The sequence below is a fragment of the Chitinophaga solisilvae genome, assembly GCF_009928525.1.
Classification (GTDB): Bacteria; Bacteroidota; Bacteroidia; order Chitinophagales; family Chitinophagaceae; genus Chitinophaga; species Chitinophaga solisilvae.
Genome location: NZ_JAABOK010000004.1, coordinates 454,422 through 480,921, shown reverse-complemented (window position 1 = coordinate 480,921; position 26,500 = coordinate 454,422). Strand labels below are relative to the sequence as shown.

Annotated in this window: 7 protein-coding genes; all 7 read right to left on the bottom strand. The window is 52.4% G+C overall.

The features are described 5' to 3' along the window. Positions 1 to 2: 2 nt before the first annotated feature. From GWG06_RS10395 to GWG06_RS10365, 7 genes are read right to left on the bottom strand one after another with little or no spacing between them, the layout of a single operon-like run. Positions 3 to 1,055: an LLM class flavin-dependent oxidoreductase gene (locus tag GWG06_RS10395; protein ID WP_160713091.1), complete on the bottom strand. Its 1,053-nt coding sequence runs from the start codon at positions 1,053 to 1,055 to the stop codon at positions 3 to 5. 22 nt (positions 1,056 to 1,077) lie between these two features. Further along, a complete protein-coding gene (locus GWG06_RS10390; protein WP_160713089.1) occupies positions 1,078 to 9,024 on the bottom strand; it encodes a non-ribosomal peptide synthetase in 7,947 nt (2,648 codons plus the stop codon). Between the two features lie 16 nt (positions 9,025 to 9,040). Continuing rightward, positions 9,041 to 12,859 (bottom strand): non-ribosomal peptide synthetase, encoded by a 3,819-nt coding sequence (locus GWG06_RS10385; protein ID WP_160713087.1) that lies wholly within the window; start codon positions 12,857 to 12,859, stop codon positions 9,041 to 9,043. A gap of 1 nt (position 12,860) precedes the next feature. Beyond that, positions 12,861 to 17,582, bottom strand: coding sequence for a non-ribosomal peptide synthetase (locus GWG06_RS10380; RefSeq protein ID WP_160713085.1), 4,722 nt, complete (start codon positions 17,580 to 17,582; stop codon positions 12,861 to 12,863). 10 nt (positions 17,583 to 17,592) lie between these two features. After that, entirely contained in the window at positions 17,593 to 20,091 is a 2,499-nt protein-coding gene (locus GWG06_RS10375; RefSeq protein ID WP_160713083.1) for a non-ribosomal peptide synthetase, read from the bottom strand. A 41-nt stretch (positions 20,092 to 20,132) separates the two neighbouring features. Further along, a complete protein-coding gene (locus GWG06_RS10370; RefSeq protein ID WP_160713081.1) occupies positions 20,133 to 21,383 on the bottom strand; it encodes a cupin-like domain-containing protein in 1,251 nt (416 codons plus the stop codon). A 34-nt stretch (positions 21,384 to 21,417) separates the two neighbouring features. Further along, positions 21,418 to 26,496: a type I polyketide synthase gene (locus tag GWG06_RS10365; protein WP_160713079.1), complete on the bottom strand. Its 5,079-nt coding sequence runs from the start codon at positions 26,494 to 26,496 to the stop codon at positions 21,418 to 21,420. Positions 26,497 to 26,500: the final 4 nt, after the last annotated feature.

Genomic DNA, 26,500 nt, shown 5'->3' with positions numbered 1-26,500 from the left:
GGTTAAAATTTAAAATCAAACTGATGCTGTTGCTGTAATTCGTATATCGTATCCAGTTCGGCTTCGGCTATACTGAATGCGTGGGCAATGTGCTGATAGCCGTCGGGGAAATCAGGCGTCTCCAGCATGAGGGTGGTATATCCGTTCATGACCAGCTTAACGATCACTTCTGCAATTTCTTCGTAGCTGCCCACATAATAGGGGCAGTCGGCCTTCAGGTGCCGCAACGGCGCCAGGGAAAATACGCCGTCGTTTCCTTCCGGCGCCTGTTCCAGCAGTTTCTTCCAGCGGCTGGCGGTATTTCCCATGGCATGCGTAAACAGCTCATGGGATACTTTCGTTTCGCCGATCCAGTTATCCATCCAGGCAACTGCTCCGGTACGTGTAGGTGCGGTGATAATGCCGAAATGAATGGCATTTCCCGTTGCAGGCAGCAGGGTTGTTTTTTGCAGGGGAGCCACATCCTTTCCCATGGATGCACGGAATACACTGAACTTTTCACTGATCTTCGCCACACCGGCAGAAGCACCGGCTACAAAAAACACAGGATAGCGTTCCGGCGCGGGTTTGGCAGACAGCAGCAGGTTGCTCACCTGATAGTACTTTCCTTCAAATGTAAGCGGAACGGCGCTGCGCATCAGGTGATCCATGATAAGAATATATTCCGAAAGCCGGTCGTAGCGTTCATCATGAGGCGTTCTGTCATTGAGGTTCAACAGGTCGCTGTCTGAGGTACCGGTGATGAAATTGATAAAGATCCGGTTCTGGTATAACCGGCTCAGGGCTGCTATTTTCCGGGCAGCCGCAAAGGGATGCATGTAAACCGGGTTGATGGCAATAAAAGGCACCATTCCGTTCATCATCACATGCTGCCCGGTGATCCAGGGATCCAGGTTACTCCTGTTGGCCTCAAAAAGCAATAACCCGCTATAACCATGCTCCCTGGTTGCCTGCACAAAATCGGCAATAAAAGAGGCATCATAACTTTGAATAGCCTCATCCCTGTAGATAACAGAGAATACATTGATCGTCCTGTCTCTGAGGTTCAGTTGCATAAACTATTTTTTGCTGGAAAAGTTAAAAATCAAATGAAACGCTGTCCATATTGACACCTGCAGATGCTGTGGCAGTAAGCCCTGCAACAGGTTGATCCGGATGTGCTGACAGCCACTGTAATATCTCCTGGTATGCAGCCGCTATCATGTTAATGTCCTGCTCACGGAATACGGCGGTGTTATAGATCAGTTTCAATAAAGGCTGTGGTCCTTCCGTTGAGCATACAAAGCACAGCCCGAAGCGGCTGGTGCAGGTATCTGCTGCTTCAATGGTAAGTCCGAGCGCGTCATTTACCTGTATATGATGTACTGAAAATTCGTCCATAATCACCATGATGTTCATAGCGGGTACCTGCGCAATTTTCTGCCGGCGCAACTCTCCTGTCAGGTCGTGATAGCCATATGATTCATGTTCATAGGCTTTTACAACGGATGTTCTGACGGCTTCCAGCAGCTCCCGGAACGAGCGGTCAGCGGGGATATCCGTTTTCAGCAGCAGGGATTGCGTAAAAAGTCCGACCTGGTCAAAGAAGGCATAATGGCCGCCGCGGCCTGCGCTTATGGTTCCCACGATGACTTCCTGCGTAGCGGCCAGGTGAGCCAGTAAAATCTTTACCGTTGTCAGCAACCAGATGAATGGCGTTACGCCTGCCTGCGCACACCTGTCTTTGAGATCTGCCGTATCCATGGGTAAACGGAGGGAGTATGTCTTTCCGGAGAAACCGGGATGTCCTTTATGCGGCAGCATAAACGGCAGCGTAGTAGCAACGGCGCCGTTACCAAACAGCTGCAGCCAGTAATCCTTCGCCTGCAGGTATGCTGCTGAATGCCGGTGCTCCTGCCTGAATTTTACCCAGTCCCGGTACTGCACCTGCGGCCATGCGGTTTCTGCTTCACCGCTGTAATGGCGGATCAGCTTTTCCACGATCAGCTGCAGCGACCACCCTTCGGCAACAATATGATGCGTACAGCATATCAGTATACTGTCTGACGACGACGATTCCAGTAATACAGCTCTGAGCAGCGGAGCCTGTGACAGGTCAAATTCACGCCGCGATTCCCGTATAGTCATCTCCGTTATATCTTCTTTTGTGCAGCGGGAAACATCTATCCGTTCTATTTCAAACCGGTGCGTACCCGCAGGCAATATCTGCTGCAGCGGGAAAAGGCTGTCCGCCGCCGCTACCATCCCTGTTCTGAGTATTTCGTAGCGGTCAGTCAGCCACTGGAAACCATCACGCAGCCGCCCGATGTCAAATGTGCCGCGGAGCGTGATGACAGCAGCCTGGTTATAGGCTGCATTGCCGCCCCGCATACCGGCGAGCATCCATATCTGCTGTTGTGCATCAGATAATTCAACTGTCACCGATGCCTGGTCTGTGCTTACCTGATGCGCTTCCGTTACGTCTTTTTCTCTGACAATATCATACAATGCATAAAGCGTGGGCCGGGCAAAAAATGCAGCCAGGCTGACCTCTTTTCCGAACTGCCGGTAGACGGCCGACAATAACCGCGTGGCTTTAATGCTGTCTCCTCCGAGGCGGAAATAATCTGCTGCCGGATCTGCAGGATCCTGCGCCACAAAGCGGCTGTACAGCATATGCAGCTCCTGAAACAACTGGTCCCCGCTGTGCTGTGATAATGCATTGCCGGCCCCGTTGCTATCCCACAACGGGGAGGAACGGTCCTGCACTTCTATAAAATGTTTATACACCCGGTAGTGTTTATCTGCCGGGGTGATGGCATTGAAATACGCGCTGTCAGGGATATAGGCGGCACTGCTTTCCATTTCTGCGGGCGGCGTTTCCTGCAAAGGCTGCCACTGCTGCGGCGCTGCCGGCGCAACTGCCGGAGGGAACCGCTCTCCCCTCAGCAGGGTGACATACGCGGTTTCTCTGATATCGGCAACAGCGATCTCGTAATAAGTGATATCTCCTTCGCGGGATTGAAGTGTAGCATATTTTTCCAGGAACTCCTGTATAGGCTTATTTCTCGGAAGCCGGCGGAAACAGTATCTTATCAGCGGCAACTGCTGCTGCTCCGCATATTGTTTCAAACCTGACAGCACCGCTGTTTCCACCCCTTTGCCCAGTGCGCGGCAGCTGAGCAGAAAGGAGGTTACCACCAGGGCTTCTTCCTGTATCCCGGCTATTACAGCGCCTACCAGTCCGTAGTCGCCAAAAACATCTCTGGCCTCTATACTGAAGCATGGCGTACCATCTGCTGCCAGCGTGGTTATTTCCGCAGCGGTAAACCGTTGTCCGGACAAGTTAAACTGGTTGGTGCGCAGAGAAAGCTGCGATATCCTGTCTGCTTCCTGTGGCAACGTATTATTCAGGCTCACCTTTAAATCCAGTTTCTGCAGGAACGCTTCCATGGAGGAAGCAACGGCCAGACTTTGTTCCCTTGCCTGCTGCTGCTCATATAACAGCGGACGGCTGCGGTCTTCTTCTGTCACGCTCCATGCCTCTGTGCCTGTCAGATGATAGAGAAAGGCGGGCATCTCTGCTGCGGAGAGCGGCACCGGCAGTGCGCAGATGTCCGGGTTAGCCGTTTTTACTTCCATACATTCCGTGAGGCTGTCGTCCAGCAACAGAACAGCATCTTCCCGGAAGCCCAGCGCTGCGGCTATTGCAGCGATGTTCTGCGATTTTCTTTCCCAGTTGATTTTCCAGGTGGTAAAAGCAGCTTTCTTCAGCAGCATATCCGGATGATGATCGAAAACATCCCATACATCCTGCTCATTATTTTTGCTGACGATGGCCAGCAAAAAACCTTCTTCCCTTTTCTTCAGTAAAAATTCCTGCAGCAACCTGTTGCCACTGCCTATACGCACTCCCGTTGCGCCATCTTCCCCGCAAACGCCTGTCCACAAAGTATTATCACAATCTACCGCTATCACCTTGAACGTTGGATGTATCCTGGAAAATATCTTCCGGGCTACTTCCATCGCAAGGGCGGTAAAGAAATTTTCTGTGTAGGGAATATGCGCCTGCCTGTCTGCAAACCGGTCAAATGTTTCGCTGACGGGATAATATTTTCCCAGCTGTTCCAGCTGCAGCAGCTTAATTCCGGCATGTTGCGCTGCCAGCTCCTGTATGCGGGTATAAAAGCGGGAACGCTGTCCGGCAAGCATATCATTTTCACCGGCCGGGCAGATACCTACCATACAGACCGCACCCGGTGGCAGCGCTGCCAGCAATGCCGTGATGCTGTTGCAGATGGCGGTAACAGTAGCGATACCTCCTGCGGGAGATTGCCGCAACACATCTTCCGGCCTGAACAACAATACTGTCAGCTGATCCTTTTCTGACAGGGAAGCAGCGAGGTATTGCAGATACTGATTATAAGGCGCCAGGGAAATATCCATACGGATACCCATGGCGGCCGTACATGCCTCCAGTGATTTTAACAACGGCTCTGCTGAAAATGAGGCCAGCACCTGCAAACGTTCCGTTGTTTTTTTCTTTGCCGTATAAAGCTTATCAGCCGGCAGCTGCAGCGCGGAAATCAGTGTGGCCGGCTGATCCAGCCATCCGAAGGCATGCTGCAACCCGTCACGCAGTCTTGTGGCCAGTTCCTGCGGAACCTTATCCGGATTGTATTCCAGTCTCACTACCGTCTTCCTCCCCCGATGATGCATCAGCACATCCAGTTTTATATCCAGTGTCGCTACTCCCGTTTGCAGCGCTAAAGGGGAAAGCCGCCAGCCCTGACAACGTGCATGCTGTTTCAGCTGTGCCAGTGTATTATCGGTATGAAATACCATAGCGGTATTATACAGCGGCTGACCATAATGACCGGCGGCGGTCCATTCTTCCGCCAGCATCTCTGCCGGGAAATCCTTGTACTGATCCGTCTCCTGCAGCTTTGCAGCTACCTGTGCGATATAGTCAGACAGCGACAGATCTTCTGCAGGCTGCACCCTGAACGGCAGGAAGTTGATAAAATTTCCTACCAGCGCCTGCAGCTGAGGATGATCCCTGCCTGCTGTCACAATACCGGTTATGAAATCTTTATTGCCGGAAATCTTACTTAATACCAATGTATATACCGACAGATAAACAGCGAAGGCAGTAGTGTGATGCTGCGCTGAAAAATTACTGATGCCTGCAGTATGTTTACCCGGCACCGTAAAGGTCATCAGCCCTCTGCCGCCAGCTCCGCCGCCAGTATGATGTTGGGTATTCATGCCGGGCAGCTGCAACGCTGCGGGAGCGCCGTTCAGCTGTCTGCGCCAAAAAGCGGCCACCGTTTCCGGTATCCCGCGTTGCAGCCATTGCTGATACCATACGGCATAATCTTTATAATCGATCCCGCTATCATCTGCTGCCGTTTTTTTCCCTGCTGCGATATCTCTGTAGAGATCAAACAGCCGGTTTACCAATATTTTCAATGACAGGCCATCTGCCACGAGATGATGTACAGACAGCAGGAAAATATGTTCGCCGGCAGCAGGGCTTTGCACCTGTACTTTCAGCAGCGGTACGCGGGAAAGGTCAAATGGTTCAGCAGCTTTTTCTTCTATCCAGGTAGCAGCTGCGTTCACCGGTATTATTTCGATGCAGGCAGCAGCGGACGTATGCGGTATTATCTGCTGGAAATAACCGCCTTCCCTTTGTATAAAGGCAGTCCGGAGAGAGGGTGTTCTTTCCGCCAGCATTGACAACGCGGCTTCCAGTACGTTAAAGTCTATTGCGCCCTTCAGGTGAAAGGCTTCTCTCATCGTATACGCCAGCGACCCTGCGGTAGTCTGGCTCATCAGCCATATGCGCTGCTGAGCACCGGAAAGCGGGTAGTATGGCCCTCCTCCGGCCGGCAGTATTTTTTCTGCCGGATCATGCAGTGTATGCTGTAAACCCTGGCATAGCAGTCGGGGTGTAGGATGCGAAAAGATATACCGGATACCGGTGCGGACACCGAACTTTTCGTACAGGCGTGTCTGTAACCTGATGGCTTTAAGGCTGTCTCCCCCGTACCGGAAGAAACTGTCGTCCATCCCGGCCTGTCTGGTTTCCAGCACTTCCTGCCATATTGTTAATATTTCCTGTTCTCTTTCTGAAAGCGGAAGAGCGGTGGTTACTTCTTCCTGCAGCGAGTTGCGGTAAAGAGCTGTTAGCTGCTGCTTATCTGTCTTGCCGCTTACCATCAGCGGCCAGGCAGCTACCGCTATAAATACGGATGGCACCATGTACGCAGGCAACTGCTGCTCCAGTATCTCCCTGATATTTTTTTCTTCCACAGTAATATCAGATGATATAAAAGCCACCAGGGCTTTACCGGAGGCAGACAACTGAATAACATCCACATACGCGCGTGAGATATACGGGATGTTCATCATTATCTGTTCTATCCCGGCGCATTCAATACGGTGGCCATGAAGTTTCACCTGCGAATCATTTCTCCGGTGATAGGCCAGTGTGCCATCCGGGTTCCAGCTACACAGGTCGCCGGTTCTGTAGCGCCATGCACCCGGCCTGTAAGGATCAGGAACAAAGCGTTCGGCGGTAAGGCCGGGCTGTCCTTTATATCCCCGCGCCACACCTTCCCCGCCAATGACCAGTTCTCCACGGCAGCCGGCAGGCGCCAGCGTTTCGCCTTTCATGATATAACATTGCGTATTGGCAATCGGGCGGCCGATATGTATATGGGCTGCATCTGTGATAAGTCCTGCGGCAGACCAGATAGTTGTTTCTGTAGGGCCATACATATTCCATACTGCTTTGGCGCAGCCCGCCAGGTTTACGGCGAGATGCTGCGGCAGCGCCTCTCCTCCCGTCAGTATCGTAAGGCCGCTGCTGCCTTTCCAGCCGGCTTCATACAACAGCGCCCACATACTCGGTGTTGCCTGCATAACATTCACCTGCTCCGCATAGTACAGTTCTTTCAGGCGCAACGGGTCAGTCGCTACTTCATCATCTGCCAGTACAATCATGCCGCCCTGTATCAGCGGGAAAAATAATTCCAGTATAGAAATATCAAAGGCTACTGATGTATGTGCCAGCAACACATCGCCTTTTCCGAGAAACTGCATCTGCCGGAGTGCTGTCAGGAAATAACCGAGCGAACGATAGCCTATTTCTACGCCTTTGGGTTTACCGGTAGAGCCGGAAGTGTAGATGATATATGCCAGCCTGTCTGCCGCTGCGGCAGATACAGCCTCCCGTTTAGTACATGCTGCAGCGAGCGCCTGCAGGTCTTCTATGAAAATTACCTGCCCTTTACAGGCAGGCGGAATGAGCGCCGTATATTTTCTGCTTGCCAGCAAAGCTACGGCCCCGCTGTCATCCAGCATGATACGGATTCTTTCCACCGGCATTTTACTGTCTAACGGCAGATAGGCAGCACCGGCATCCATGATACCCGACATGACCGGCAGCAGGTGGCTGTCGCGCGCTGGCAGCACAGCGATGATATTGTTCTCTCCCTGTATGATATGCTGCTGCAGATAATTACTGATAGCAGCAGTGTAGCTTTTCAGGGCTGCATAGGTAATGTCTGCATCTGCTGCGCGTACAGCGATGGCCTGCGGAGAGGCATCGGCTGCAGCCCGCAGCCAGTCTGTTAATCCGCCTGCCGGCATTACTACCTCCTCTCCTTTTCCCCATTGCAATAACCGGGCTTCTTCCCAGGCGGCCAGCAGGGAGATATCTTTTAACGGCGTTGTTGTCTGTGCCGCCAGTTTTTGCATGAGGCCGTGCAGGTGGCTGGTGGCCAGGGCCAGCACTTCTTCCGGAAAATAAGCAGTATCCAGCGAGATGTCTATCTTTACAGGACCTGCAGCATCAAACTCTCTTACATATACACAAACAGGGCACCTGTGATTGGCATTGACCAGCGGTATTACCTGGCATCCGCTTTCTCCGTAAGCAAAATCATAATCATGTTTTTCATAACTGAAAAACACATCGTAGATCGTTCTTCCCAGGTCGGCGATAGCTCCTTCCTGCTTCATGATTCCGCGTAACGGAAATTTCTGGTGCCGGTACGATGCCTTCAGGTCTGCTTTCAGCTGCTGCATCAGTGCAGACAGGTCCATGCTGTCAGTATCGCGGATACGCAAAGGTGTAATCATTGTATACAGCCCGATGGTATGTTTTGCGGCAAAGTCTGACCTGTTCAATATCGGAAGCCCTACTACCAGGTCTTTCCGGCCGCTCAGCCCAGCAGCATATTTCGAGATGACGGCAATGAAGAAGTGAAAGATGGAACACTTCTGCTGTTCACACCATTTTACGATGGCATCATATTCTTTTCTGTCTGCCAGGAAAGAGTTATTCCGGAAATTTTCTGCCGGCTGCAGGTGAAGATGTTGTTCATCAGGCTCAAACACGGGCGTACCGGGATTGCTGAAATACTGCTCCCAGTAAGCGCTATCAGCCTGATACGCTGCCGATGCAGGATAGGCGGTGCTCTCCCTGATATAATCCGTATAGCGGAAAAGCTGCTGCCGGCCGGTATCTTCACCGGTGAGCAGCGTATTGTAGATGGTAGTCCACTGCTGATACATCAGTGAAGTGGCCCAGCCATCAACGATGATATGATGATACCTTGCCACGAGAAAATATTTTACGGCACTGATTTTCAGCAAGGTAAAACGATAGAGCAGCTGCTCCGGATCCAGTTCAAATCCTTTACGGAATTCATCGTCGATCAGCGCGCCGGCGGCGGCTTCAGGGTCAGGTTCCTGCTCCATGCTGATGAACCCCAGCGTGCCGTTTACTACCGGATGTATTTTCACGGCGGGATTACCGTCCACAGTCAGCACAGACATGCGCAGTGCTTCGTTGCGTTGGATCAGTATATCGAGCGACTTCCGCAGGCGGTCTTCATCCAGCGTGCCATTAATCACTACTTTCGCGCCTATGTTGAATTTTACGGGGTCGTTCACCAGCAGGTGCTCATAATATATATCTTGCTGTGGCAGGGACATTCCACAGATAATATCCTGTACTGTTCTGTTCTCCATGATCTTGACTTGAATATTATTTATCGGCTGACAACGCATCAATGGCTATATCCGGTTGTTGGCATACCTGCCGGATAAGGCTGATATATTGCGTAAGAAAGTTGCTGGCAAAGTCATCAGGGTATATGCCCTGATCGCACTCTATGTCTATCCTCAGTGTATCTGTAGCAGGCAGCAGGTATACCGCCAGCGGGAATTTGGCAGCAGCCACATCGGATGGCCGGAATGCTATCCGCAGGTCCTGCAGTTCGGGGAGTTCCCGCGAAAAAGGCAGCTGCTCAAAGAACACATCAAAAAACGGATGCCGGCCCGGCACCGGTACTTCCTGCAGGTCTTCTACCAGCAGATCAAACGGGTACTGCCGGTGTTGCAGTACGCTGGCCATATTCGCAGCTACATCTTCCAGAAAATCATTAAAAGACTGACGGGGTTGAACAGCCTGACGGATGGTAATGGTATTGATGAAGATGCCTGCAATATGTTTCTGCCACGAGGCATCTCTGCCATCTACAGAAGAACCTACCAGTATATCCATAGCGCCTGTAAGCCTGTATAACAGCGCCTGGAAACCTGCCAGCATAAAACTGAACAGCGTTACCTGCTTCGTTCTGATAAAGTCGCTGATCCGGGAGAAAAGTTCGCCGTCGATATAACCGTGCCGCACATCCGCCTTTCCTCCGGCTTTTGGCGGCCTGCCGGGCAGGATACCAGGAAGAGGCGTGCGGCTGGCGCCCTGCAGGTACTCTTTCCAGAAATTACGCTGATATGCCAGTTTATGCTGATAGTCTTCACTGTTTGTCCATACAGCATAGTCCCTGAACTGAAAATCCGGCGCAGGAACAGCTGATCCGCTGTATATCGCAAAAAGTTCTTCTATCAGCAACTGTGTAGACAATGCATCGGATGTGATGTGATGTACATCCAGGAAGAGCAGATACGCTTCGCTGCCTGTTTGCAGCACCGTGGAACGCACCAGCGGCGACTGTTCCAGGTTAAACGGACGTACCAGCCCCCTGAGGAAAAAACCGGCGTCTGTGCCTGTTACATCTTTTACACGCACCGCACAGGATGCCGGAGGATGTACTTGCTGACAGATATCATCTCCCATAACGTGAAAGGATGTACGCAGACATTCGTGGCGTTCAATCAGTTTATCTATCGCCTCCTGATACCTGGCTATATCAAATGCGCCGTTCAGCTGCATGACAACCGGTTTGTTATAGGCGCAGCTGGCGGGTTCCATAGCCTGCAGCACAAACATTCTTCTTTGTGCGTGCGTACATGGATAGTATTCCTTTTCTTCGGCGTGATACAGTTGCGGCGTGGCTTCGTCGGGCAGGCTGTTTACAAAGGCAGTAAACCTGCCGAGTTCCGGATACCTGTAAATATCTCCGATGGTGACAGTGCGGTGCAGCTGTTCTTTTATCCGGCCGATCAGCTCGATGGCCTGTAAAGAGTGCCCGCCGCAGGAAAAGAAGCTGGCAGCAGGATCCGGCGGCGTGTCGCCGAGGCCCAGCACCCCCATCCAGATAGCCGCAATATCCGTTGCAGCGGCATCAATACCTTTACCGGCCAGTTGCCGGGTATCAATCTTTCCGTTGAAGGTCAGTTCAAACTTTTCGATTTGTGTGCAGGCAGCCGGTATCATATAGAATGGCAACCGCTCCGAGAGAAATGCCCTGATGGCTGCCGCAGGAATTTTTACAGCCGCTGTATACCAGGCTTCTATGGCGGAAGTATTTCCCGCGGATACAACGGCTGCATGCACCTGGTCTGTTCCGGGATACAGCAGCAGATGTTTTTCTATTTCTTTCAGGTCTATCCTGTAACCATGCAGCTTTACCTGGCTGTCATTCCTGCCCCAGAACTGCAGACGAAAGTCATCAGTCCAGGATACTATGTCACCGGTGCGGTAACATAATTGTCCCGGTATAAAAGGATGAGGAATTAATTTGTCTGTGGTATGTACTGCTTTCAGATAGCCTTTGAAAAGACATTCGCCGGATACGTACAGCTCTCCCCGCACGCCCGGCGGCAGCATATTCAGGTATTTATCGGCCACAAATACCTGTGTGCCGGCTATGGGAGCACCCAGCACAGGCTGCATGCGGAACTGCTCCAGAGAGGAGCGTGTAACCATCTCCGTTAGAATACCTATCGTTGTTTCCGTAGGACCATAGTGGTTCATCAGCTGCACGTTTTCCAGGGAAGCAAAAAAGTTATCCGGCACATGCATATTGAACTGTTCTCCTCCGGATACGATGAGGCGGAGCGACTGCCCGTATTGCCGCAGCAGCTGCCGGTTTCCTGAAAGCAGCAACAGAAAGGAAGGCGTTGCCTTCAGGAAGGTGACCGCATGTTGCTGCACATACGGAAGGAATACGCTGGTATCCAGGTAAATTTCTTTCGGCAGCAGGTGCAGAACGCCTCCTGCAAACAGGATGGGAAACAGCGAGGTATATCCCAGGTCAAATGCATACGACGAAGTGAGCACCGTAGCATCAGCGGATGTCAGCGTTGCCCGTCTGATAAGGAAATGAATGTAGTTGTGCAGCGAGCGGTGTGTGATGACTACTCCCTTGGGCGTGCCGGTTGATCCGGAAGTAAAGATCACATATGCTTCATCGTCCGGCGTGCCTGGCGGCTCTTCAGTGAGTACGGCCGGTGCGGCATGCAATTCGTCGGCCCTTAACACGGGTAGTCCTTCCGGCATTTCCCGGTTCAGGTCACTGGTGGTAAGCAGGCATACCGCCGCTGATTCAGCTGTGATCTCCCGGAGTCTTTCCGCTGGAATATCAGGATCCACGGGCACAAAGGCCACACCGCATTTGAAACATGCCAGTATGCTGAGTGGTAAGATAACGGCAGGAGGCAGCATCAGTATCACTCGGCTGCCCCGTTTCACGCCGGCCTGCCGCATCTGTGCTGCCAGCGAAGCGGCGTGCCTGTTCAGCGCTTCATAGGTATAGCTTTGCTGCATATCGCAGGCAGCCGTATGCTCTCCGTACCGGTTTACTACTTCAGACCAGGCATCCGACAGATGTTGTGCTGTCGCTACCGGAACGGAGGCAGCATGCAGTTGTTCCAGCTGCATCCGGAAGGCCGCAGGTACGATGCTGATAGTTGCAAGCGGCTGGTCAGGTCCGGAGAGCATTCCTGCCAGCAGCAGCTCCGCATATTCCATCATATGACATATCTCCTCCTCAGAGAGATATGTTGTTTCGTAATTGGCGTACAGCGTTGCGGTATGTGCGGTGCATTCATACCCGAAGATAATTTGCAGCGGCGGCCAGGCGGGATCCGGCTGCTCCGGATTACCCGGCGTTACCAGTACAGCAGGCACCTTTTGCGCAGGCAGCAGCCGGTCGCTGGGAAAATCCCCGAACTGCAGGGCCCTGGTTATCTTCTCCGCAGTGGCTGTTAACAGCGTACGGAAAGTGGTTGCTTTATCCATGCTGCAGGTGCAGCTGAGTAACCCGTTTTCAGGGCCGTATGATGTTCCGGAATGCGGATACAGCGGTATACCCAGGATGAGATGATCTTCTCCCGTATAGATCCTCATCAGTGCGGCCACTACTGTTAACCAGACAGCCAGCTGATTAGTGGAAGAACCGGCCGAAAGCCGGGCCACACGTTCCGCTATTGCAGGAGACAGCTCTCTCGCCATACATTTTCTTGCTGCAGACACATTACGGTGGTGGCTGCCGGAGCATGGCAACCGCGCGGCCTGCATATCCCATGCTGCTATATCGCTGCTAACAGCTTCCCAGTAATGCCGCGCCTCCGCAAATTGCGCAGAGGTCAGCACCAGTTGTCTTTCATCTATATTAATCATACTAAAAATTAAAGGGTACCTGGTCAGGTACAGCCGACGGCGACGGCAGCACATGCAGCAGCTCTGCCTCTCCTACCGTACCTGTTGTTCCTGTTGTGATGTAATGAATTACCTGCAGCATGCCTTCCATCAGCTTTCCGGCCAGCGGCGGTGCAATTGTGGCGCTCCTGAATTCAAGACGGAGGCTGACGGCATCGGCAAATACCATGCTTCTGAAATGCAACTTGTACTTGAGTTCCATCGGCTGCGGGATATCGGTATATTCCAGTATCAGCTCTTCTCCGAATGCGATCACGGTATCGTCTTTCCGGGCAGCATGACTGTATTCACAGGAGAAGGCCACATCAAAGAGCGTATGGTCATCATCCGAGAAAAGCAGGCCAGACTGATGTTTGAAGCTGACATAGGAAAATTCCTGGCGCCCCAGCGCTGCAATGGACTGCTGCTGTACTTCCTGCAGCAGATCAGTCAGGCGGGTATTATTATCCAGCGATTGGGAGAAAGGCACGATGTTGGCAAACGGGCCTGCTATACCAAAACATTCGTGCCGCCCTCTTCCTGATACAGGCATACCGATGGTGATATCCTTCTCTCCGGTATATTTCGTCAATACCACCAGCCAGGCGCCGAGCAGGATATTCGGGATGGTGATGCCCGACTGTGCGGCAAAACGGAGGAGTGCTTCTCTGTCAGCCGCAGATATTTCCTTTTGTATGACGGCAGCTTCCGTTGATTTTATGGCGGTTGGTCTCGTTTCCGGGAACAGTGGCCTTACCTGGAAATGCAGGTACTTCTTCAGCCAGAAATCCAGCTGTCGCTGCATTTCCGCCCGCCCCTGTTCCTGCTGCCAGCGGGTATAGTCGGCATATTGATATGGCGGCAGCGGTAATGCTACGCCGGTGTAGAGCTGCTGCAGTTCTCTCATAATCAGCCCTAGTGAATAGCCGTCGCAGATAATGTGATGTAACTGTAATATCAGCCACTCGTTGTTATTATCATCATGCCATACCGTCAACGAAAACAGCGGTCCGAGGGAAAGATCAAAATGTACCGGCGGAAATGCAGGAACAGCGGGCATCTTTTCTTCTTTTATGACAATGCCGGTATGCGGATGCACCTGTTGGTAAACAACTCCCTTCTCCTCATAAAAGGTAGTGCGGAAAATACTGTGCCGCACAGCCAGACTGTTCACTGCAGCGGTGAGTTTTACACGATCAATTCTACCATGTGCACGGAAAGCGAAATTCAGGTGATAGGCTATGCTGTCGGGCTGCAGCCTGCAGTTAAAATAGATGCCCCGTTGTAAATCAGATACCGGGTAACTGGCTCCATCTTCCGTTACACTGCACAGGCCCGGCGTATCTTCTGTGCTGTTCTCTGCCAGCAATGCCTGCTCCTGCAACATGGGATGCGCAAATATCTCATCTACGTTTATTTTCACTTTAAAGGCAGCCGTTAACTTCGCTGCCAGCTGAATAGCTGTAAATGAATCTCCGCCCTCGTCAAAGAAATGACTGCCGGCAGTAAAGCGCCGTTCTTCTCCCAGCAGTGCCGACCATATCAGCGCTACTTCCCTTTCCTTATCTGACAATATCGCGGAAGACAATTCAGCATGTAATCCTATTGCCTGCTCCAGCGGTATGGCAGACAGTGAACGTTTATCTGTCTTTCCATTTGGCGTAAGCGGCATGGTATCCACCAGGATCCAGCAGGAAGGGATCATATAGGCAGGGATCCTGTTACGGAGCGCTGACTGCAGCTGTTGCAGCGACAGGGTCAGCGACTGTTTTTCTATGTAGGCAGTGATTCTGTCTGTACCCGTATGGTCTTTCCTGATGCCGGCGGCCACCATCCCGGTATCCAGGAGTTCTGCCATATTCTTTTCTATCTCCTGTAATTCTATGCGGTAACCGCGGATCTTTACCTGTTCATCTTTTCTGCCAAAGAATTCCAGCGTACCATCCTTATTCCAGCGGCCGATATCTCCTGTGGCATACATTCTGCGGCCAGGCTCATCTACGGCATAGGGATCCGGGAAAAATGCCCGTGCGGTTTTCTCTTTATCGTTCAGGTATCCGCGTCCTACGCCTATTCCGGAGACCAGTATCTGACCTTTTACACCTGCTGGCATCAGGGCGCCCCAGCTATCGGCAACGTATAAACGAAGATTCCTGACGGGGCGGCCCAGCGGCACGCGGAGATCTGCCGGGGGCGCATAAAAAATGTGATGCGTAATATCGTCTGAGGCCTCTGTGGGGCCATAGGCATTTACTACAGGTATGTGCGGGAACATGGCAAACCAGCTTACCAGCGTGGATACATGCAGGGCCTCTCCGGTAACCATCATAAATTTCAGGGATGACAACATCTTCTCCACGCCGGGCACTTCGAGCAGCAGCGGTATGTAAGACGGTACCAGCTCCAGTATGGTAATACTGTCCTGCGCGATACGGGCGGCCAGTGCGCCGGGATTCCTGACAATATCATCTTCATAGATAACGCAGGTACCGCCGGTTATCAGCGGAGCAAAAAACTGCCATACAGAGATGTCAAATGCTGCTGAAGCCGTTTGTGCTATCCTGCATGTTTCGTTGAGCAGCAGACAGTCCATTTTGGCCAGCAGGTGATTCAGCATCCCGGCATGCTCTATCATGGCTCCTTTCGGAGCGCCGGTAGAACCGGATGTATAGATGATATAGGCGAGATCTTCGCCCTGTGCGTGGCTGTCTGCCGCCACCGGCGCAGCATTGGCTGCAGCTGCCAGCAGCTCTTCTGTTATCATGACCGGTAAACCGGTATCTGCCAGGAGATGACGGTATTTTTCTGCCACCAGTATCACCTGCGGAGCGGTGTCCCTGGCCAGATAGACGATCCGTTCTACCGGCCAGTCAGGCAATACCGGTACATACGCACCGCCAGCCATCAGTATTCCGGTGAGGGTCATCAGCATATGATGACTTCTGTCTGCAATAACCATTACCCGCGTATCTTTTGCTACACCGAATTTCTGCTGTAACGTCTTTGCCAGGAAGGCAGCGGTAGCAGCCAAAGCGCCGTATGTTACCTGATGCGTTTCAAAAACGGCTGCCACCTGTTGCGGATGTTCCTGTGCATGTTGCAGGAACAGCTGTATGGTCGTATCATTTGTCGGCGGATAAACCGGTCCGGCCCATTCCTGCAGCCGCAACCGTTCTTCTGCTGCCGTGAGGAAGGAAAGTTTTTTCAGGGGCGATTGTATATTTTCTGCTACTGCATGAAGCAGCTGTGTGAAATGTGAGAGCATTTCCTGCGCGGTAGCTGCTGTGTTCAGCGTGGTGTTATATTCCAGGTCTATATTAAGCCCTGCTGCTGTTTCCGTAAAGTTGAAGGTATAGGTAAAATCTCCGTTGAACTGCACCGGGGAGCGGTCTGCCAGCTGCAGGCCGGCAGCTTCAAACCTGGCCGTTGTTTCGCTGGTATGATTATGCAGCACTACCATGATATTGAACAGGGGGGCCGGGAAACTGATCCCGTTCTTTCTCATGTGGCTCAGTATATCCGTGAGGGGTGTGTGCTGATGCGAGATAACCTGCCGGAGCAGGTGGCCGGTTTTCAGCAGCATGTCCGCGAAGGATTCTTCCGGATCTATCACCTGGCGTACGGCCAGCGTATTGACGAACAGCCCTACGGCACGCTGTGCGGCAGCATCCGTGCGGCCGGCAGCCACGGTACCTGTCACCAGGTCGTGCTGCCCTGTTTTCAGGTACTGCAGGGTGTTGATGATGGCGAACAGCCCATGAAAAAGGGTAAGTGATTTGCTGAGGCAGATTTTCCGGAGTTGTTCCAGGTCGCCGGCGGCGATGATGTTGCTTACCACGCCACCGGAGAATACCGGTTTTGCAGGCGCCTGAAAATCGTCCGGCCATCCTGCTGCGGGAACGTCTGTGCTGTAAAGCTCCTGCCAGAAAGCGGCAGCAGCTTTACGGCTGTCAGTCTGCCACCTGGCGGCGGCCATTATCTCGCTGAAGGCCGGCGCCGGCAATACAGGCGCTGCTGCGGAAAGATAAAGTGATAACAGGTCTTCGCGGATGATATTCAGGGAAACGCCGTCACACACCAGGTGGTGCAGGGTAAACAGGAGGCAGTGGCGGTCATCGGCAAAGGAAAGCAAAACGGTTCGGTAAAGGGGCTGCCGGCCAAAGCTGAAAGCTGTTGTCCTTTCGGTTTCGATGCAGGCATTTATCAGCGAAGTTTCATCCGTACTACCGCGGTGATCGGCTGTTTCCATGACCGGGGTCACAGATGCCGGGCTTACGGCAAAGGCAAGCGGTTGTTGTTCCTGTTCAAAGATAAGTGTTCGCAGCGCCTCATGTTTTTGCACCAGCGCGCGGAGGGCAGACCGGAAGCGGCCAACATCCGGGACACCGTTGATATCCAGCACCAGCACAATGTTATAGGCAGCAGCGCCGCCGTCCAGCTTCGATACTTTCCAGAGCTGCTGCTGATTATCTGTCAGCAGCGTTCCTGCAGATGGTATGAGCTGCAGTGCGCCGTCGGGGTCTATCTCCCGGTGAAGTTGTGTGATATGGGCGATGAGATCTTCCTTGCTGGCTTTGATCCTTTCCAGCAGGGCCACGTGGCTGCCCTGCTGAAGATCGGCTTTCAGTTTATTATTTTCCAGGTACAGGTGTACCCTTTCTTCCCTTAAAGTGGCTACTAGCTGCTCAATATCCGGGTAGTGCATATCTGTTCTGTTAAATTTCTACGGTGATCTTTGTACCGGCGGGGTGGGTTGTTCCGGCAAGTCCGCTGTCTGCAGGTATCCTGGCGGCCAGCTGCCCGAGTACAGGATAATCAAATATCTCCTGTATGTCCAGTGTTACGTTCCAGTTTTTATTAATCGCTACTACTGCCTGTAAAGCGTGCAGCGAATTACCACCCTGCTCAAAAAAATGTGCGTGTTTACCGGGTATAGCGGTTCCCAGTACCGTTTCCCATATCTGCATCAGCTGCTGTTCGGTTGGGGTCATAGCAGCAGTTGTGCTGACGGATGGTGCGGCTGATTGTTTTTCCAGCAATGACTTTTTATCGGTCTTGCCGCTGGGCAGTGTTGGAAAAGATTCCAGGAATGTAAAACCCGAAGGCACCATATATGCCGGCAGCAAGGTTTTCAGGAATTCTCGCACCGTGGTTTCATCGGGCTGCTCTGCTGCAGGGCAAAGCAGGAATGCATGCAGGCTTTGTTCCTGCGCGGGTGTTTTTGCCGGCAGCACAACAGCATCCTGTATCATTTCCATCTTCAGGAGATGCATTTCTATCTCCCTCAGTTCTATCCTGCACCCATTGATTTTTACCTGGTCATCTTTTCTGCCGAAGAAGATAAAGTTGCCATCCGGCAGGCGGCAGCCAAGGTCGCCGCTTTTGAACAACATACCCCTGGCAGGCACGAACGGATCAGGCATAAAGGCCGCTGCGGTTTTCAGCGGATCGTTCCAGTATCCGTCCCCCGTGCCGGCGCCGGATATCCAGATCTCTCCTTTCATACCGTCAGGACACAGGCGGCCATTACCATCTGTCACATACATGAAAATGTTCGGCAGGGTGACGCCTATAGGCAGCAGCGCTTCGGGATACAGGCTGGTCATCGTATAGTGCGTTACGTCATCGGAAGTTTCTGTTGGACCATACGCATTGACGATGTGGGTGTTTTTCAGCAGCCGGAAGCAGCGGTTCGCCAGCGACGGACGAAACTCCTCTCCCGTTACTACCAGGTATGACAGCGCTCCGAAAAAACGCTGTATATCTTCCTCTCCCCTCATTTCATATAACGCGCGGAGATAGGCAGGCACTACCTGCAGTACGGTTACACCATCGGCATATACTTTTTCGGGGAAACCCGTAACATCCTTTACATCTTCATTACTGTAAACCCTGGTACATCCGCCGGTCATCAGGGCTGACAAAAACTGCCATATGGAAATATCAAATCCCTGTGATGCATTCTGCGCTACCACGCTATCCGCATTGATGGCGAGATCTTTTATTTTGACAAGCAGATGGTTCAGCATGCCTTTATGATTCACCATCACCCCTTTGGGATTACCGGTAGAACCGGAGGTATAGATGATATAGGCCAGACTGCCTGCAACCGGTTCTGCCTGCGTATATTCATCACTGTTATTGTCAATGCTTTCTGCCAGGATGTGATCGGACTGCTCATCGTATTCCAGCAGCAGGCGGTGCTTGTATTCCAGGACGATATGGCGGGCGGCAGCATCTCTGACAATATTCATGACGCGCTCTCTGGGAGATGCCGGATCTACGGGAACATATACCGCACCCAGTTTCCAGATCGCCAGCATGGCCGCCAGCAGCTTGTCAGACCTGTCCATTACTACTACCACCCTGTTCCCGTAGCCTACGTTGCGCGCTTTCAGTGCACCGGCTATCTGGTTGCTTTTACGCTCCAGTTCAGCGTAGCTGAGTGTTTTATTCCTGAACTTTACCGCCGGCGCATGTGGTACACGCTGCAGCTGCTGCATGAAATGATCCAGGAAATGTCCGTCTGCCACCACACCGCTGTCGTATTTCCCGGCACTGTCGGCCAGGTAAAGGCGTTCTGCCTCATCGGTTACCTCCAGCTCAGCTACCGGCTGATCCGGTTGTTCCAGTATCAGCTGCGCCAGGCGGCAGAAATGCCGGAGCAGCTGCGCGATGAATGCACGGCTATGACCACCGGTGCAGGTCAGTTCCAGGCTATCGCCGGACACACAAAGCAGGAACCGGCTGTTCAATGCCGGTACCGGCTCCTGCATGGCTGTATCAATGAAGGCAAAAGTGCCGGTACCGGACGGAGGTGTTATTCCCTGGAAGGGCAACATCTCCGTTATTCTTTCTTTCATCCCGTTCAGCAGTTGTCTGCCGGTGGCGCCGGCATCCATCTGCGCGATAATCAGGTTAACACCCTCCTGCTGCATATCGCTGTAGCCGGGAAGTTGCGGGCTTACCAGGGCAATCACTTCTTCACCTGTATACTTTGCGATCAGTGCACTGAAACAGGTGAGGTAGAAGATATATTTTCCCATGGGCTGCGCTTTTGTCACGGCGGTAATCCTTTCCCTCAGCTCCGGACTTACAGTAACACTTACTGAAACCGGTTCTTTATCCACAGGCGCAGTTGCAGGGATCTGCAGGAGCGGAATATCCTGCCGTAATATCTGCTGCCAGTATGTTTCTCTGGATATATACTTCATTTTAAAAGAAATTAGGTGAATCAAAATCCGGTGTATCTGCGCTATGCCTGTACTGCTCTCACATCATAGGTGGCCAGCTCTTCGTGGAAATCCATCATATCGTTCACCAGCTGCGGTGACACCGTTACATTGTCAAGTGATTTGGCCTGTTTAAGGAAGGAAGCAAAACGATATAGACGGTCTGCCGTTTCGCGCGATACTACTTCATGGGTGTGCAGGAGACGACTGGCATCATAAAAGCGGTCCTCTCCCAGGGTTTCATACCTGATATTGTCGAGGTTCATTTCCTGGCGATCCATTCTGGCAAAGAATTCCTCTGTACGGGAGATAATATCTGCAGAAGGACTGATACCGGCATCTTCCAGTATTTCATACAGCCGGTCCTGAAACAGCGCCATACCGAAGATATAGGCAGCCCAGTTGTATCCGCGGGCCAGCAACATTTGTACTACTTCCCTGATGGTAAAGTCTTCAGCGCCATGCTTGTTTGTTCTTTCGTACATGCGTATCAGTATGCCCAGTTCAAAGTGCCGCAGCAGTTCATAGAATCCGGGATAGCAGAGGCACTGTTCCACACGCGGATACCCCCAGTAGTTAAGGGAAATATAAGCGCCTGCCGATTCTACCTGGTGCCACCAGAACGGCGGGAGATACAGGAAGTCGCCGGGTTCAAGCCGCACCACCACCGGTTTTACATGCTTTGCCAGCGGATATTTTTGCTGGTCGATGGTTTCAACATCTGAGATGGCGCTGGCATTGGAGCCGGAAGGATACAGATAGAAATAATGAGAAGGTTCGAAGATGTGGAATATCTTGGAACCCTTGATCTGGAAATAGAAGTTGTTGGGTGCATCAAAATGCAGCGGGGTGATGTTACCGTTGCCAATCCAGAGGTAACCTTCACTGCTGTTGGTTTTGTCGGTGAGGAAGGCAGGGATCTCCACTTTCTCTACCAGTGCAGGGATAGAAGATTCAAGCAGGTTATAATATTTGCCGCCTTCAGGATCGGCTACTGCCAATGCCATGGCTTCCTGCAGGCCATGATCTTCCCGCACGCCGGAACGGAAGAACTGCTCATGTTTATCTTCACTCATCGTGTAAACAGACATACCCACCGGACGGTCATCGCCCTTGACAGCGTTCATCAGAAATTCCGGTGTCCATCTGGCGTATTTATCTTCTTCGATAAAGAAGTTACGTACGATCAATGGTTTGCCTGGTATAAAGTACTGTTTATCGAACAGCCTGGCATTGAATTCCTGTACAGATATTTCATCAATATGCGTAATCATATAAAAAGGGTTTTATTAAATGAATAAAAATTTATCAGGTAGATAAGATCTTTGACAGCAGGGAACGGATGATGGAAGCATTTTTTTCCAGGTAAGGCGATTCCATCATCTGATCGTGACCACCGGCGCCGGTATGTTCTGCATACTGTGCGCACAGGTCGTGGAACGCAGGATAGTATACGGCTTTCGCGGCCGGTATCCGGTCAGCTATTTCCTGTTGCTTTTCGTTCCGGTCGGTAGCGGTTACCAGGAACAGTGCTCCGTTGACAGGCTCTTTGCTGATGAGCGTATTGCTGAAGATGTAATAATCACGGATATTTTGCAGCACCTGTGCTTTAGCGTCAGCACCGGCAGCAGGCAGGTAGTCGTCTATCCCCTGTATGAAGGGGGCCTGCAATACTTCATCTGCATGATCCATATGCCGGTAGCGGTAAGTATCCAGCATAATGACTCCGCCAACCTGTGCGCCTTTTTCTTCCAGCCTCCTGGCCACTTCCCAGGCCAGTGCGCCGCCCGCTGAATAGCCAAACAGGACGTAAGGCCCGGCAGACTGACGTTCCATTATCTGTGTGGTGTATGTTTCGTAGCGGTCTTCTCCGGCAATAAAATCAAATGCATACAGTGTTGTATCAGGCATACAGCCGGCCAGTTTCTTATACGCGATACCATATGCTACAGCAGGCGGAAAACAGAACAGCTGATATGGCGCACCGTCATTAAACGCAACTGGTGCTGATACCGGCGAGGCATTGTCCGGCGTACAGTTCCCGATAAAGTCCGTAATACCGTTGATCGTAGGATGGCTGAAAAAATATTCCAGCGGTATCACCACCTGCCATTTTTCCTTTATCAGCGCCAGTAACTGAATAGCCTTCAGCGAGTCGCCACCGGCATCAAAAAAGTCGAGGGCAGCTGAAGGCTGCACTATTCCCAGAAGATGGGAGAATACGGCTGCCACGGTATTTCCGGCGGCTGCGCCTTTCAGGAACGTTACCGGTTTTTCTCCTGCGCCCGGTATAACGGCCGACTGGTCCGCGGCTGTTTCCACGTTGCGTATACGATGAGCAAGACTGGTAGTAGATATTGCTACCCTCGCGAGGCGTTGCTCCATGACCGTGGTGAGTACATACAGTCCTTCTTCATTACGGAGTCCGTCTTTCAGCAGGCCGTCTGCTGCGGCAGCTTCCAGCGTACCTTTCTGCACGCGTTCATTCACTGTTGTAACCGCCATACCTGCTGTGGCCCAGTCGTCCCAGTTGATAGCAGATACAAAAGTGGATTTTCCGAAACGGTGATGATCCGTGCAGGCATCCAGGAATTCATTGGCGCAGTTATATCCTGCCTGTCCGTATTTGTGTTGGTATACAACATTTCCAAGGGAAGAAAAATTAATCACAAAGCGGAGATCCCTGCCCTGGAATATATGCTCCAGGGTAAGCCATCCGCCTGCCTTTGGCGCCATTATCCTGACGATGCTCTCTCCGGTTCTTCTTTGTATAACGCCTTCGTAATCGGGCAATCCTGCGCAATGAAATATGCCGTCTGCCGGTTTGAGTGTTTTCTCTGCGGCCGCGATTTCTGCAGCCATCAGTTGGGAGTCCGTCATATCTGCAGCGATGACAACAACGGAAGCACCCAGCCTGCGGTATTCCTGTACCTGTGCTATTCTGCGGCCAGCTTCGGCATCGCCGTCTGCTATCACGTTCTCCCATTGTTCTTCCGGCGGAAACCCTGGTCTTACAAGAAGTATCAGGCTGGCGGCATATTCAGCTGCCAGGTATCCGGCGATGGCCGCGCCCATGCCGCCAAAAGCACCGGTAATGATGCAGCACATGCCTTTGTATAACAGGGATGGATTTTCTGTTGCAGCCGGTGTAAACGGTTTGAAAACAGGCAACATTCTCCTGCGGCCCCGGCAAGCCACCAGTAAGTCTTTCGGGGCAGCATTCAACTCATATACCAGCAGGTCGGTATCAACTCCATCTGTGTCTATCATGCGGAAAGTGATACCGGAATATTCTGTAGTGGCAACCTTCATTACTCCTGTCAGCGCTGCCAGTGCGGGCGGCACATTTTCCATACCGGTAGCATTGAATAGATGCATGCCTGTTACACAGAAATCCAATGCACGTCCGTTGCCGGCGCGGCCTGCCACCTGAATGGCGGTCAGCAGCCGGCAGACCGGCCCATAAGGGTCTGCTATATTTTCGTGATCACAGCAATAGATAATGCGGTCCGGAAAAGTATGTTGCTGTTCCATTATTTCCAGCCGGGCTTCCATGTCTGCCAGCGAGGTAACTGTTGCAGACAGCCTACTGAGAAATGGCCATGGCATTGTGTCTCCAGGCAATACCAACAGTGTATGCTGCCATGTTTTAGTCACAGCGGGCATTACTGATTGTTCCCACAGTGGTATATAAAACCATTCCTGCGGTGCTTTCCGTTGCCAGGCATGCATTTCTTTTTCCACCTGTGCCTGTACGGCGGCGGCTACAGACCGGTCGATATCATACACTGTTTTATCAAAGCGGTACGGAGGTAATGACAGGCGCATACAATCTACTGCAGCAAAGGCTTTCCGGCGTATTGTCCCTCCTTCTGCCCAGGACCGGCCCAGCTGCGCCAGGAACCAACGCTGATCATCTTCCCGGCTTTTTGCATGCGGGATAAGATTGAAATAAGAGAAGGTGCTATGATCCGGTGAAGCTCCTTTCAGAAAATTCCCTAATACCTGGCCGGGTCCGGCTTCAAATACGATGGCATTTTTCAGGCCGGTCACCAGCTGCAGTCCCTGCGAGAAGTCCACCGCATGCCGCAGCTGCTGACACCAGTAGGCCGGGCTGCAGGCCATCTGCGGAGTTATCAGCTGTCCTGTAACACAGGATACAAAAGGTATGTGTGGCGCGCTGAGGGAAAACTGCTCCAGGTATTTTTCGAACTGCGCCAATACAGGGTCCATCGCAGATGAATGGAATGCGTGTGACACCTGCAGCCGCACGTAGGTATTTCCGGTTTCGTCCAGCAGGCTGCAGATACTGTCAATATCTTCTGCCTTACCGGAAAGGGTGACATCGGCAGCGGTGTTATACGCGCTTACCGAAACCTGCTGTAAAGGCAGGCGGTCAAGTTGCTCGCGGGACATCTTCGCGGCTATCATCTTGCCCGGCGCTGTGCGCTGCATAAGCGTGCCGCGCATACGTACCACCGCCAGCGCATCTTCCAGCCTGAATACGCCCGCCATAGTGGCCGCTACATATTCTCCCAGGCTATGCCCTATCATCAGGTCCGGAGATATCCCATAATGCTGCAGCAGGCACGCCAGCGAATATTCAAAGGCGAACAATACCGGCTGTGTCCATTGCGTCTGTGATATATCCTGATCACCGGTTTCTCCGCCGTAAAGCATAGCGGCGATATTTATTCCGAGCAGGCGGGAACAGGTATCCAGGTTTTCCCTGAACACCGGCTCGTGTACATACAGTTGTTTTCCCATCCCGGTGTACTGACTGCCCTGCCCGGGAAACATCCATACCACAGGCCGTTTCCCCGGATGCATTACCGGTGTGAAAGGCTGTATTAATGCAGCTTTCAGTCCGGCTATGCTATCCGTGGCCACTGCCCGGCGGTATCCCTGCTCCTGTCTGTAATGCAATAAAGTATAGGCCAGGTCTGACAGACGGGGTTTTTCCTCTTCCGAAATAAAATGCAGGATATCTTCACACATGGCTTCCAGGGAAGAAGCGGAATGTGCAGACAACAGCAGCAGCTCATTGCCTTCGGTTGCGGTTGCCGGTGCAGACAGCGCCGGTGCGGCTTCCAGTATTACATGCGCATTGGTGCCACCGATACCGAAAGAGCTGACGCCGGCCCGTAAAGGATGATTGCCTTTCGGCTCCCATGTGGTATGTGCCGTACTTACATAGAACGGCGTCTGATCCAGCCGGAGCTGATGCCCCGTTTGCCGGAAGTGCAGGCTGGGTACCAGTTTCCTGTTCTTCAGACAGAGAATGGTTTTGATAAGTCCTGCCATGCCTGCTGCCGTATCCAGGTGTCCGATATTTGTTTTCACAGATCCTATCGCGCAGTAACCGGTATCCTGACTGTTGAATGCCGCGGTAAGTGCTTTTACTTCTACCGGATCGCCCAGTGCGGTGCCGGTGCCATGCGCTTCTACATAGGTAATGCTTTCTGCAGGAATGGCGGCCAGTTTGATGGCATTCCTGATAACGGCTGCCTGGCCTTCTACCGCAGGCGCATGATATCCGGCTTTTGATGCGCCGTCATTATTTACCGCGGTACTTCTGATGACAGCATGAATCGTGTCTTTATCTTCCAGGGCTTTCGACAGCCGTTTCAGCAGGATCACGCCGATACCTTCGCCGGGTACCGTTCCTCCGGCAGCTTCATCGAAGGTGCGGCAATGCCCGTCCGGCGACAGTATCATTCCCTGCTGGTGCAGGTAGCCGGAGCCGGGGTCTGTGTTGACCGATACTGCTCCTGCCAGCGCCATGGTGCACTCTCCCGTAAGTAGTGCGCGGCAGGCGGTATGTAATACCACCAATGAGGAAGAACAGGCGGTATTCAGCGTCATCGCCGGCCCCGTAAGGTTAAGCCGGTACGCAATATGTGTTGCCAGAAAATCTTTATTGGCGAGGGCCTCGCCTGCAAATGCCGCCACTCCTCCGGCGGTATTGGCCAGGCTTGTCAGCAGCTGCCAGTGTATCCCCGACGATGCTGCCGCATAAACGCCTACCTGCCTGGCTGCCTGTGCAGCAGGCGGATAGCCGGCTCCTTCGAGCGCCCTGTATGCATGCTCGTGGAACAATCTTATCTGCGGATGCATCTCTCTGGCATCTTTCTCCGTATAACCGAAAAATGCCGCATCAAAAACATATTTATCTTCCAGTACACCGCCAAGCGCAGGCACGTATGCGGGGTCCGACAGTATGTTTGCCGGTACGCCCCTGCCTGATGCTTCCTCCGGCGTGATAAATGAAAGGGACTCTGTACCTGCTGCCAGGTTATTCCAGAATGCTTCCAGATCAGCTGCTCCGGGGAAGGCGCCACTCATGCCGATGACGGCTATTTCAAGACCAGTCGTTGTAGTACTCATACAT

Coding starts and splice junctions, on each gene's coding strand:
- GWG06_RS10395 (WP_160713091.1), bottom strand. CDS start 1,055: ATGCAACTGAACCTCAGAGACAGGACGATCAATGTATTCTCTGTTATC.
- GWG06_RS10390 (WP_160713089.1), bottom strand. CDS start 9,024: ATGGAGAACAGAACAGTACAGGATATTATCTGTGGAATGTCCCTGCCA.
- GWG06_RS10385 (WP_160713087.1), bottom strand. CDS start 12,859: ATGATTAATATAGATGAAAGACAACTGGTGCTGACCTCTGCGCAATTT.
- GWG06_RS10380 (WP_160713085.1), bottom strand. CDS start 17,582: ATGCACTACCCGGATATTGAGCAGCTAGTAGCCACTTTAAGGGAAGAA.
- GWG06_RS10375 (WP_160713083.1), bottom strand. CDS start 20,091: ATGAAGTATATATCCAGAGAAACATACTGGCAGCAGATATTACGGCAG.
- GWG06_RS10370 (WP_160713081.1), bottom strand. CDS start 21,383: ATGATTACGCATATTGATGAAATATCTGTACAGGAATTCAATGCCAGG.
- GWG06_RS10365 (WP_160713079.1), bottom strand. CDS start 26,496: ATGAGTACTACAACGACTGGTCTTGAAATAGCCGTCATCGGCATGAGT.